General features: G+C 38.5%; 12 protein-coding genes. 9 read left to right on the top strand and 3 right to left on the bottom strand.

Annotated elements, in window-relative coordinates; genetic code table 11:
- The first annotated feature begins 40 nt into the window (after positions 1–40).
- The 3 genes from uvrB (at position 41) to NSQ95_RS14285 (ending at position 6,122) form a co-directional block, all read left to right on the top strand.
- A complete protein-coding gene (uvrB, locus tag NSQ95_RS14295) occupies positions 41–2,023 on the top strand; it encodes an excinuclease ABC subunit UvrB (protein ID WP_342559857.1) in 1,983 nt (660 codons plus the stop codon).
- A 6-nt stretch (positions 2,024–2,029) separates the two neighbouring features.
- On the top strand, positions 2,030–4,900 hold the full coding sequence (gene uvrA / locus NSQ95_RS14290; protein ID WP_342559856.1) for an excinuclease ABC subunit UvrA: 2,871 nt from the start codon (positions 2,030–2,032) through the stop codon (positions 4,898–4,900).
- A gap of 100 nt (positions 4,901–5,000) precedes the next feature.
- On the top strand, positions 5,001–6,122 hold the full coding sequence (locus NSQ95_RS14285; RefSeq protein ID WP_342559855.1) for a DUF4097 family beta strand repeat-containing protein: 1,122 nt from the start codon (positions 5,001–5,003) through the stop codon (positions 6,120–6,122).
- A gap of 373 nt (positions 6,123–6,495) precedes the next feature.
- Here NSQ95_RS14285 and NSQ95_RS14280 read toward each other — a convergent pair whose 3' ends face one another.
- The 3 genes from NSQ95_RS14280 to NSQ95_RS14270 form a co-directional block, all read right to left on the bottom strand.
- Positions 6,496–6,711 carry a hypothetical protein gene (locus tag NSQ95_RS14280; protein WP_342559854.1) on the bottom strand — a complete coding sequence of 72 codons (216 nt, stop codon included), beginning with the start codon at positions 6,709–6,711 and terminating at the stop codon, positions 6,496–6,498.
- Positions 6,712–6,819: 108 nt separating this feature from the next.
- A complete protein-coding gene (locus NSQ95_RS14275) occupies positions 6,820–7,188 on the bottom strand; it encodes a peptidylprolyl isomerase (protein WP_342559853.1) in 369 nt (122 codons plus the stop codon).
- Between the two features lie 193 nt (positions 7,189–7,381).
- Positions 7,382–7,945: an N-acetylmuramoyl-L-alanine amidase gene (locus tag NSQ95_RS14270; protein ID WP_342559852.1), complete on the bottom strand. Its 564-nt coding sequence runs from the start codon at positions 7,943–7,945 to the stop codon at positions 7,382–7,384.
- Between the two features lie 117 nt (positions 7,946–8,062).
- On the opposite strand from NSQ95_RS14270, the gene hprK reads away from it, so the two are divergent.
- From hprK to NSQ95_RS14240, 6 genes are all read left to right on the top strand, one after another.
- Complete coding sequence (gene hprK / locus NSQ95_RS14265) at positions 8,063–8,992, top strand: HPr(Ser) kinase/phosphatase (RefSeq protein WP_169359723.1); 930 nt, start codon at positions 8,063–8,065, stop codon at positions 8,990–8,992.
- 28 nt (positions 8,993–9,020) lie between these two features.
- Entirely contained in the window at positions 9,021–9,830 is an 810-nt protein-coding gene (gene lgt, locus NSQ95_RS14260; protein WP_342559851.1) for a prolipoprotein diacylglyceryl transferase, read from the top strand.
- Between the two features lie 23 nt (positions 9,831–9,853).
- Positions 9,854–10,792: a nucleoside recognition domain-containing protein gene (locus tag NSQ95_RS14255; protein WP_342560820.1), complete on the top strand. Its 939-nt coding sequence runs from the start codon at positions 9,854–9,856 to the stop codon at positions 10,790–10,792.
- On the top strand, positions 10,789–11,445 hold the full coding sequence (ppaX, locus tag NSQ95_RS14250; protein WP_342559850.1) for a pyrophosphatase PpaX: 657 nt from the start codon (positions 10,789–10,791) through the stop codon (positions 11,443–11,445). The genes NSQ95_RS14255 and ppaX overlap by 4 nt, the downstream gene beginning before the upstream one ends.
- The gene (locus tag NSQ95_RS14245) at positions 11,442–11,951 is read left to right on the top strand and encodes an acyltransferase (protein WP_340882655.1); all 510 of its coding nucleotides are present in this window, start codon (positions 11,442–11,444) and stop codon (positions 11,949–11,951) included. The genes ppaX and NSQ95_RS14245 overlap by 4 nt, the downstream gene beginning before the upstream one ends.
- A 158-nt stretch (positions 11,952–12,109) precedes the next feature.
- Complete coding sequence (locus tag NSQ95_RS14240; protein WP_342559849.1) at positions 12,110–12,532, top strand: MarR family transcriptional regulator; 423 nt, start codon at positions 12,110–12,112, stop codon at positions 12,530–12,532.
- Position 12,533: the final 1 nt, after the last annotated feature.

Genomic DNA, 12,533 nt, shown 5'->3' with positions numbered 1-12,533 from the left:
ATGTTAAACTAAATTTAATAAGCACACGGGAGGCATACATATGGAACAAATTTTTGATTTACAATCTCCGTATGAGCCAGCAGGGGATCAAATAGAAGCAATAAAAGAGCTAGTAAAAGGAGTAAATGAGGGCAAAAAGCATCAAACATTACTAGGGGCCACAGGTACTGGTAAAACCTTTACTATTTCGAACGTAATCCAACAAATTAATAAGCCAACCCTTGTCATGGCCCATAACAAGACACTCGCAGGACAGCTTTATAGTGAGTTCAAGGAATTCTTTCCTAACAATGCAGTAGAATACTTTGTCAGCTATTATGACTATTTTCAACCAGAGGCATATGTGCCACAAACGGATACTTATATTGAAAAAGATTCTAGTATTAATGAAGAAATTGATAAATTGCGACATTCAGCCACTTCCTCATTATTTGAGCGTAAGGATGTCATTATTATTGCTTCTGTTTCCTGTATTTATGGACTCGGAAATCCAGAAGAATATAAAGAAATGGTCGTGTCACTAAGAGTTGGCATGGAAATCGATCGGAACCAACTGTTAAGAAAATTAGTGGATGTGCAATATGAACGAAACGATATTAATTTTACTCGTGGAACATTTCGAGTCCGTGGAGATGTAGTGGAAATTTTCCCTGCCTCTCGTGATGAGAGATGTCTAAGGGTAGAATTTTTTGGTGATGAAATAGATCGGATTCGAGAAGTGGATGCGTTAACAGGAGAAATATTGGGTGAACGGGATCATGTAGCTATTTTCCCAGCCTCCCACTTCGTAACACGAGAAGAAAAGATGAAAATAGCCATAAATAATATTCGTCAGGAATTAGAGGAGCAGCTTACTATTCTTCGCAGCGAGGATAAATTGTTAGAAGCTCAAAGACTGGAGCAGCGAACGAATTATGATTTAGAAATGATGGAGGAAATGGGCTTCTGTTCGGGCATCGAAAACTATTCACGTCACTTGACGTTAAGAGAAGCTGGAGCAACCCCATACACTTTATTAGACTATTTTCCGAAGGATTTCTTATTGGTAGTAGATGAAAGCCACGTTTCATTACCACAGGTTAGAGGAATGTTTAATGGAGACCAGGCGCGAAAGTCTGTGTTAGTAAATCACGGTTTCCGATTACCTTCTGCATTAGATAACCGACCGCTCACTTTCCAAGAGTTTGAGGGACATATCAATCAGGCCATCTTTGTATCCGCAACTCCGGGACCATACGAATTAGAGCATACACCAGAAATGGTCGAGCAGATTATCCGACCTACGGGATTATTAGATCCTATTATTACAGTGAAGCCGATTGAAGGACAAATAGATGATTTAATTAATGAAATATATGAACGATCTGCTAAGAATGAACGAGTCTTAATAACAACTTTAACAAAGAAAATGTCCGAGGATTTAACTGATTACTTAAAGGAAATTGGTATAAAAGTACAATATCTGCACTCAGAGATAAAAACATTAGAGCGAATTGAGATTATTCGAGAGCTTCGTTTAGGAACGTATGATGTCCTGATAGGTATTAACCTATTGCGAGAAGGATTAGACTTACCAGAGGTTTCACTGGTCGCTATTTTGGATGCGGATAAAGAAGGCTTCCTACGTTCAGAACGCTCATTAATACAAACTATTGGGCGAGCTGCCCGAAACTCTAACGGTGAAGTTATTATGTATGCCGATAAAATGACAGATTCTATGAATAAAGCAATTAGTGAAACGAAGCGTCGTCGTACTATTCAAATGGAATATAACGAAAAGCATGGCATCACACCTAAAACAATTGAGAAGAAAATTAGAGAAGTAATAAGAGCCTCTCAAGTGGCGGAAGACGAAGAAAGCTATGTACAGCAATTAACTAGCGGAAAAGTCTTAACGAAGGAAGAAAAGGGTAAACTATTAGACAAACTCGAAAAAGAGATGAAAGATGCTGCAAAAGCGCTTAACTTTGAACGAGCTGCAGAATTACGTGACGCAATTCTAGAGCTCAAGCTGGAAGGATGATGATTGGTGAAAAACCAAGAAATTAATATTCAAGGTGCTCGAACAAATAATTTAAAAGATATAAGTATTAAAATACCAAGAGATAAGCTTGTCGTAATGACAGGTTTATCTGGTTCTGGTAAGTCTTCTTTAGCTTTTGATACGATCTATGCGGAAGGGCAAAGACGTTATGTCGAATCCTTGTCGGCCTATGCAAGACAATTTCTAGGCCAAATGGACAAGCCAGATGTGGATTCTATAGAAGGTCTGTCACCTGCTATTTCGATTGACCAAAAGACAACAAGTAAGAACCCAAGATCTACGGTTGCAACAGTTACTGAAATTTACGATTACATGAGATTGCTATACGCTCGGGTTGGTAAACCGATTTGCCCAAAGCATGGAATAGAGATATCCTCACAAACAATTGAGCAAATGGTTGATAGACTCGTTGAATATCCGGAAAGAACAAAAATGCAAATTCTTGCCCCGATTGTTTCAGGACGTAAGGGAACTCATGTGAAATTGCTAGAGGACATGAAAAAGCAAGGATACGTACGTGTTCGCATTAATGGAGATTTAATAGACTTAGATGACGATATAACTTTAGACAAAAATAAGAAGCATAATATTGAAGTAGTAATCGACCGAATTGTTATAAAGGAAGGGATTGCTGCTCGAATAAGTGATTCCTTAGAATCTGCATTAAGACTTGGAGATGGACGAGTTTTAATAGAAGTGATGGAGCAAGAGGAACTACTATTTAGCGAGCATCATGCATGTCCCATTTGTGGATTTTCTATTGGCGAGTTAGAGCCAAGAATGTTTTCATTTAACAGCCCTTTTGGTGCATGTAGCGATTGTGATGGACTAGGTGCTAAATTGGAGGTTGACCCAGATTTAGTTGTGCCAGATAAGAGCTTAACTTTAGAAGAAGGTGCAATTGTTGCATGGCAGCCAACAAGTTCTCAATACTATCCTAAGCTACTAGAAGCAGTGTGCAAGCATTACAAAATAAAAATGAATGTACCAGTCGAAAAGTTACCAATTGATCAATGGAACAAAATTATGTACGGTTCGGGTAAGGACAAAATTCGTTTCCGTTACCAAAATGAATACGGCCAAATGCGTGATAATCAAATTCAATTTGAAGGCGTGCTTGCAAACATAGAAAGACGTTATAGAGATACATCTTCCAACTACACACGTGAACAAATGGAAAAGTATATGGCAGAGCATGACTGTCCTACTTGTAAGGGGTATCGTTTAAAAGAAGAAACAATGGCAGTAAAAGTGGATTCTATGCATATCGGTCAAGTATCTGAGTTTTCCATAGAAGAAGCATATAAGTTCTTTAAGGAATTAAGGCTATCAGAGAAGGATATGCAAATAGCTCGACTAGTGCTAAGAGAAATTGATGAACGTCTGAGCTTCCTTGATAATGTAGGGTTAAATTATTTGACGCTTAATCGTGCATCTGGAACTTTATCTGGGGGAGAGGCTCAACGAATTCGATTAGCAACTCAAATAGGCTCAAGACTTACTGGTGTACTTTATATTCTGGATGAGCCCTCTATTGGTCTTCACCAAAGGGACAATGATCGCTTAGTTGCAACGCTTAAGGATATGCGAGATATAGGAAATACGTTAATCGTAGTTGAGCACGATGAGGACACGATGATGGCAGCAGACTATTTAATCGATGTGGGACCAGGTGCTGGTGTCCACGGTGGGGAAATTGTTGCAGCTGGAACTCCAGAGGAAGTAATGAAAGATAGTAATTCACTAACTGGACAATACTTGAGTGGTAAAAAGTATATTCCGCTACCTATTGAACGAAGAAAGCCAGATGGACGTTATATCAAGATTAAAGGTGCGACTGAAAATAACCTGAAGAATGTGAGTGTCGATATCCCGTTAGGAGTATTTACAGCGGTCACAGGGGTATCCGGATCAGGAAAAAGCACACTGGTGAATGAGATTCTTTATAAATCATTGGCACATCAAATTAATCGTGCTAGAACGAAGCCGGGTGCACATAAAACAATAGAAGGAATTGAAATGCTTGATAAGGTAATTGAAATCGATCAGTCTCCTATTGGGCGTACTCCTCGTTCGAATCCTGCAACTTATACAGGGGTATTTGACGATATAAGAGATCTTTTTGCCTCGACAAACGAGGCGAAAATTCGAGGATATAAAAAAGGTCGCTTTAGCTTTAATATAAAAGGTGGCCGTTGTGAAGCCTGTCGCGGAGACGGTATTATCAAAATAGAGATGCACTTTTTACCAGATGTCTATGTACCTTGTGAGGTTTGTCATGGAAAACGATACAACCGTGAAACACTTGAAGTATTGTATAAAGGAAAAAGTATTGCAGACATTTTGAAGATGACTGTTGAGGATGCTTTGGCATTCTTTGAAAATCATCCGAAAATAAGTCGCAAGATCCAAACTATCTTTGACGTTGGGCTTGGATATATGGAGCTGGGACAGCCTGCTACAACTCTTTCAGGTGGAGAAGCACAACGAGTAAAGCTGGCATCAGAGCTGCATAAGCGTTCTAACGGTAAGTCATTTTATATTCTAGACGAACCAACTACTGGATTACATGTAGATGATATTGCGAGACTGCTTGGCGTTTTACAACGCTTAGTTGAAAATGGAGACACAGTTTTAGTGATTGAGCATAACCTAGATGTGATTAAGACGGCAGATCACTTAATCGATTTGGGACCTGAGGGTGGAGACAAGGGCGGAACCATTTTAGCGACAGGGACACCCGAGAAAATTGCAGAAGCAAAAGGCTCTTATACTGGAAACTATTTAAAGCCTATTTTAGAGCGAGATCGTAAAAGAATGGAAGAAGGCATTAATAAAGCAACAACAAAAAGCTAAAGCCTAAAAAACGTAAGTGAAACCTTTTGACTCACAGAACGTATAACTAGTAGGAAGATATTTGTAATATACTTTTAAATTTATGAGGAGGCCTTTAACTATGCAAGAAGAACGTAAACGTATTTTGGATATGGTTGAAAACGGCACGATTACTGCACAGGAAGCACTGGCACTTTTAGAAGAGCTAGGTAAGCAAGCAACAATTGTAACTCCCCAAGTAAATACTCAAAAGTTTGAAGAAGAGAAAAAAACAGAGCAAGTCAAACAAGGTAGCGCAGATTTTATCGAGGACTTAAAACGTGATTTTACGATGGTAGGAGATCGTTTCATGCAGTTCATGCAGGGGACTGTAGATAAAATGAAGGATTTCGAGTTTGAAATGAAATTCAATGATCCTGTTACTTTTGAAGAGAAGTTTGTAAAACAAGATGTGCAATTTGACGATATCTCGATTAACCTTACAAATGGTAAAGTGAACATCTTTCCATCGGAGGAGCCATTTGCTCATGCTACGGTGAAAGTCAAATCCTTTAAAAATTCTACAGAGGAAGAGGCAAGAAAGAGATTCCAAGAAGAGTTTATATTTACTACTGAAGGAAACAAACTACGCGTATATAGCGATATGAAAACTATTTCCGTACAAGTAGCTTTGTTTGTTCCAGAAAAAGAGTATAACCATATTTCTGCTCGTTTGTTTAACGGTGATTTTGTAGCACAAAATCTAGAGGCTAATACATTCAAGATTAAAACAACAAATGGTAAGGTTGAATTAGAAAACAGTAAGTTCCATCGTGCAGATATAGAAACAGTAAATGGCTCTGTTCAGCTTCAACATGTCGAAGGTGACACAGTAGAAGTAGAAACAATGAATGGTCGCATTTATGTAGATGGTAAACTGAAGGAAATTGAAGGTTCATCCGTTAGTGGACATGTTATTTTAACAACGAAAGACAAAGAAGCTCGTAAAATTGAAGGGACAGCTGTAGCTGGCACGGTAGAAATCTATGTGCCTAAAGATATTTCCTTAAAAGGTGAGACTACTACTCAGCTAGGTCGTATCGATGTACAGCTTACAGATGTAACTCAATTAAACCAGTCAGAGCAAGTGCTCAATAAACGTGTTGCTTTCACAAAGGTTGTTGACTCTGAAAAAGAACCGTTAAGAATATATGGAGACGCTAAAACAGGATCCGTAGTAGTAAGATATACAACAGAAGCATAAAAAAGAAAGACCAAATCGATTAGGATTTGGTCTTTAGACTGTAGACAAACGCCATGAATTTGGTGCTTGCCTACAGTTTTTTTCTTTTAAATTGAGATAAAGATAGAAATGTTGATTTTCGTTGTGAGCGGACGCTTTCCGCGGGCACGGCTTAGGCCAACAGGATGTTGGTCAGGAAAACGTTGTCACACGATGTGACGTCCTTAGTTTTCTCTCCTTGAAACTCCCTCGCTGCGCTCAGTCCAGGGTCTTCAGCTCGCGCTATTCCCGCTGGAGTCGCCGCTCTCCACTCCAATCGACAGTGCTTACTAATTAAAAAATGACTCTCTTTACCAAGGAAGCTAGTCCAAGAATAACTTGAAGAATTCTAATATTATTTAGAGCTTCTTATAACCTTAAAGGACAGACTCGATAATATAAACGACATAGCTATTAGTACCGGAGTTACAACAAAAATGGTTAATAGATCGGTTTGAACATTCCAGGGCACAAAAGCATTCCAAAATAAGCCCATAAGTCTCCAAAGTGTGGTGAAAATAAATATGGTAAATACAAAATAGATAATCTTTGCTACTACTTGATTCAACATATCTAACCCCCCTTTGGTAAGAATGATTACTATAATAGGAATTCAAAATACAGGGATTAATAGCTGAATACCCTAAATGGCATGGAAAAACTAAAATAAATATTCGATTTAGTCAATTGTTGCATTATCAAATGGAATTGATTCACCATTCACTGTTACATCTAACACATCATGCTTCGGGTCTGATGTAAAATAATAGGTATGTTGCTTAACAACATCATCCAGATTAGTGACATTGAACTGTATAGTGACCATATCTCCTTGAATATCTATATCTGACTCAACATTTCCGCTTGAATGAAAAACAATATATTTACCCTCTGCATCATTGGTGATGGATTGAAGGGTTAAGCTGGAGTCCACTTTGTCTTGCACATGATCCGGAACACTTTCAACTTCACTAAAGCTCAATGTGGATGAACTACAAGCAGCTAAAGTCAAACTGACTAAAAATCCTAATACAAATAGTTTCTTCAAACCTTTCACTCCCTCTGTCTTTTAATTATATACGACTTAAGTAAATATAGGTTCCATGTATAGATAAATTTTCCATATGATAAATCGATAATCTCTATTGTTAGAAACCACCTAACAATAGAGGGAGAATTTCAAAATATGCATTTCTGATCGGCACTTAGGCTGAACAAAAAAGAGGTATAGGGAGCACCCCCTATACCTCTTCTAATTGAAACTTTTTAACCCAAAGTTTTATGCCTGTTGCAATTCCGCTGGCACATTTTAGACGGTAATCATCCGTTTGTAGTAGTCTTGCTTCCTCCTGGTTGGTCATGAATCCGCATTCCACTAGAACAGCTGGCATGTTCGTGTCTCGTAAAACAGCTAGATCCTTCTTTTTAACCCCACGGTTTTTCCTTTCCGCAGAGGTGCAGATAGATTCTTGAATATGTTTGGCAAGTATGACAGAATCGGCAGAAGGCTTTGTGTAAGTGAAGGTTTCTATACCGCTAGCATCGTTCCAGTTAGAGCCGTATGCATTTGCATGGATAGAGATAAATGCTTGCACTTTTAATTTGTTTGCTAGGGCGGTTCGTTCTCGTAGAGGTACATCTTTTTCGTCAGAGTGACTAAAAATTACTATTATTCCGAAGCGATCTAGCTCCTTCTTTATTAATCTCGAGACTGTGCTGTTAAACTCATATTCCTTCATCTTTCCATCTGGCGTTCTTTTTCCTGCGGTGTTAGGGCCATGACCTGCATCTAAAATAATCTTCATTAAACTTCCTCCTTTTAATTAATAAATAGGTAGAGAAAAGATAAATGGATACTAATTAAATGTTTATTCATGCTAAAATAAGAACTAAGTTTATCAGAGGTTAAAGGAGTGGGAAATGTGTCTCATGTGACGAGTAAAGATATACAAGAGAAATTTAATTTGTCCTTAGTTAGCGGACAAGAGGGTATTGGACGACACATTTCTATAAGTGATATTTCAAGACCAGGTATAGAAATGGCTGGTTACTTTATGCACTATCCTTCCGATCGAATTCAGCTATTGGGGAAAACAGAGGTTTCTTTTTTTGAATTACTAAAGCCAAAAGAGAGAACGGATCGGATGACGAAGCTTTGTGCGCAGGACACACCAGTTATTATTGTTGCCCATGGCATGGAAGTTCCTAATGAGCTAATTATAGCATCTAACGAGAAATCAGTCCCTGTTCTTACTACTAGTATGCCGACCACTAGATTCTCAAGTTTGCTGACAAATTATTTGGAGAGTATGCTAGCTCCGACTACTGCCGTCCATGGAGTATTGGTCGATATTTACGGAGTCGGCGTATTAATAACAGGTAAAAGTGGGGTAGGTAAGAGTGAAACAGCACTTGAATTAGTGAAGAGGGGACACCGGTTAGTCGCAGATGATTGCGTTGAAATTAGGCAAGAGGGCGAGGACACTTTAGTAGGAAGTGCTCCAAAATTAATAGAGCATCTTTTGGAAATTCGAGGATTAGGTATAATAGATATTATGACGTTGTTTGGCGCTAGTGCCATTCGCAGCTATAAGCGAATTACTCTTGTGATTGAGCTAGAAATCTGGGATGAAAAGAAAAGCTATGACAGACTAGGGCTCGAGGAAGAGAAGATGGAGATTATCAATACCGCAGTGACTAAACTCACAGTGCCAGTCCGTCCTGGACGAAACTTAGCAGTTATCATCGAGGTTGCAGCTATGAATCACCGATTGAAAAGAATGGGTGTAAATGCAGCGGAGGATTTTGCAAAGCGGTTAGATGATGTAATAAGCCAAAATGGAGAATTTTAAATGATGTACATAGTGGAAAGGAGCTTTTATGAATATTCTACAAGCAATTGACCCGGTCGCTTTTTCCTTAGGGCCGCTAGAAGTAAGATGGTACGGAATAATTATTGCGTTTGGAATTGTGCTTGCTTTTATAGTTGGGCAGCGTGAAATGGTAAAAAGAGGGTTTCACCCTGATTATTTAACTGATTTACTACTTTGGGCTGTTCCGATCGCTATCATTAGTGCGCGTATTTACTATGTAATTTTTAAATGGGATATATATAGTCAGCACCCGGAGAATATTATTAAAATATGGGAGGGTGGAATAGCGATCCACGGTGCGTTAATCGGATCGTTCTTAACTGCTTACTTCTTTACGAAAAAAAGAAAGAGCTCATTTTGGAAGGTTACGGACATATTAGCTCCAAGTATTTTAATCGGCCAGCTAGTCGGTCGTTGGGGTAACTTTATGAACCAGGAGGCACATGGAGGAGAAGTAACAAGAACCTTCTTAGAAAATCTATTCCTTCCTAATTGGATCATAGAGCAAATGTATATCGACGGAAAATATTATCACCCAACGTTCCTTTATGAGTCCGTTTGGAACCTGATTGGTGTCATTATTCTATTGCTACTTCGTAAGGTGAACCTTCGCCGTGGAGAGATGTTCCTCTTCTATTTAACGTGGTATTCGGTGGGACGTTTCTTTATCGAGGGAATGCGTACGGATAGTCTTTATTTAATTGGAGATTTGCGTACTGCACAAGTAGTATCACTTGTGACGATTGCAGTCGCAGTTATTATATTTATTTATAGAAGAAAAATGGTTAAGCCAGTTGTGCGTTATCAAGATAAGTAAGAAAGATGGGATTGGGTATGGAAATGGGAACTCTTAAAAGGGGATTGTCCGCTGGTCTAAAGACAACATGGACGTTAAGCAAGGTTATCTTTCCAATTACATTAATCGTTGTTATTTTGCAATATACACCTGTATTACCGTGGATTATACAATTTATAGAACCATTTATGGGCTTGATTGGCTTGCGAGGGGAAGCGGCTATTCCTCTTGTTTTAGGGAATGCATTAAATCTGTATGCAGGTATAGCAGGAATTTTGTCATTAGAGTTAACTGTAAAAGAAGTATTTATATTAGCAACGATGTTATCGTTCTCCCACAATATTTTCATTGAAACAGGAGTTGCACTAAAGGTTGGAGTGAAGCTGTGGGTCGTATTACTCGTCCGTTTTGGGCTCGCTATAGTTTCTGCCGTTATTATTAACCTAGTGTGGCAGGGCGGAGGCGAAGTGGCTAAGTATGGAGTAGTAACAGCTACGCAAAGTGTACCAGATGGCTGGCTCGAGATTATATTACTTGGTCTTCAAAAGGCTACCTTTGGTGTGTTGCAGCTTGCGCTAATCGTCATTCCACTAATGGTGATTATTCAATTCTTAAAAGATCGAAACTATTTACAAAAGTTTTCAGATAAGCTTGCACCATTCACAAAAGTAATTGGGGTGCAGCCAAATGCATCTATGACTCTAGTTGCTGGTCTTGTTATTGGTTTAGCTTATGGAGCTGGAGTAATGATACAGGCAGTTCAGGAGGACGGCGTTAGTAAGAAGGATGCAACTTTAGCCTTTATCTTCCTAGTAGCCTGTCATGCGGTCGTGGAGGATACGTTAATCTTTGTTCCCTTAGGGATTCCAATTTTACCGCTCTTGCTCATTCGATTAATCACGGCTTTTGTCTTGACGATTATTGTCGCTTATATTTGGCGTAAATCAGAACAGAAAAAAACCAAGGAAGTGCTTACGACATGAACGAAGTAACATACAAGGCTTTGCTTTTTGATTTTGATGGCACGTTATTAGATACCAATGAGCTCATTATTGAAAGTTATTTACATATTTTAGGAGATAAATTTCCTGGGAAATATGATCGAGACTCAGTCATTCCTTTCTTAGGACCGTCCCTTCAGGAAACCTGTGAAGCGATCGATCCTACGCAAACTGATTCGCTCATTTTGTCATACAGAGAATGGAACTTGGAACATCATGACCAAATGGTTGCACCATTCGATGGAGTTGTCGAAACGCTTCATAAATTAAAGAATGACGGCTATAAGCTAGCAATCGTTTCGACTAAAAGAAGAGAAATGATTGCTAGAGGACTTAAGCTGATGGGGTGTCAGTCATTATTTGACACGATTGTTGGATTAGAAGATGTTTCTCGTACAAAGCCAGATCCAGAACCAATATTACTTGCTTTAGAACATTTGAATGTCTCAAAAGAGGATGCCCTTATGATAGGAGATAATTTTCATGATATAGTGGGTGGACAAAATGCTGGAGTGGATACTGCTGGGGTCGCTTGGTCTATAAAAGGTGAGGATTTCTTGTCAACATACAATCCAACGTACATGCTCCATCATATAAATGACTTACTTTCTATTAAAAAAGGACAGCTTCTATGAGGAAAACCGAGAGATTTCCTGTAAAAGGTGCGAATTCCCTTTGGCATGTATACGATACTGTTCCGTTTTGGAAGGTCATTAAAAACTTTATTTTTATTCAAGCTGCGAGATATTCTCCTTTCTTAAGCTGGAAAAACTTTTTTTACCGTACCTTTCTACGTATGGAGGTCGGCAAAGAAACCTCCTTTGCTTTAATGGTCATGGTCGACGTGATGTTCCCAGAAAGGATTAAAGTGGGGGACAATACGATTATTGGCTATAACACAACGATTTTAGCACATGAATATTTAATCGATGAATACCGAATTGGTGATGTTATTATCGGAGATCGTGTTTTAATAGGTGCAAATTCTACTATTTTGCCTGGAGTAACAATCGGTAACGATGCCATTATTTCTGCGGCAACATTAGTAAATGCTGACGTACCAGAGGGCTGCTTTGTTGGAGGAAATCCGATGCGCATTATCTATACAAAGGAAGAAATGCTAGAGCGTAACGCAAAATAAGTATGAACAAAACTGTACGACTATTTGTTAGTTACTAACTAACATGGTCGTCAGTTTTTTTTGTGCGAATCAAAATACTTGATTAATTATTTTAATGAATTATAATTGACGAATCAACAGTTGACTAGTCAAGAGTTAAGTCTGTTAGGAGGGGAAAGATGGCTAAGTCCTATAAAGAAATAAAACAAACATTACTGATGCTTAAAAGTCTTGATAGGCGCATAGCTCAAAACTTTGAAAAGAAGACAGGTATTAGCCTAACTAGATATGAAATGCTTAACACCATATTTGAACGCGCACAGCTTTCCCAAATAGAGCTACAGCAAACGTTGAAAATAGATCAAGGTGCGATCACAAGACATTTAAAAATACTTGAAGAGAAAAACTTTGTCGTTCGCAATCGTAATAAGCAAAATAATAGAGAAGTCATTGTCCAAATCACGGAAACTGGTATCGCTACTTTGGAAGACTGTGATTTAGGTAAAAATGAATTCATAGACGAATTATTTAATGGATTTACCGATCAAGAGATTCAACAGCTTCAAACACTAGTCAAGAAATTGATTGATAACACGAACTAAA

The sequence above is a fragment of the Psychrobacillus sp. FSL W7-1457 genome (assembly GCF_038593405.1).
In the GTDB taxonomy this organism is placed as follows: domain Bacteria; phylum Bacillota; class Bacilli; order Bacillales_A; family Planococcaceae; genus Psychrobacillus.
Note: the sequence above shows the minus strand (reverse complement) of the source record. Positions and strands in the feature narration are given on the sequence as shown.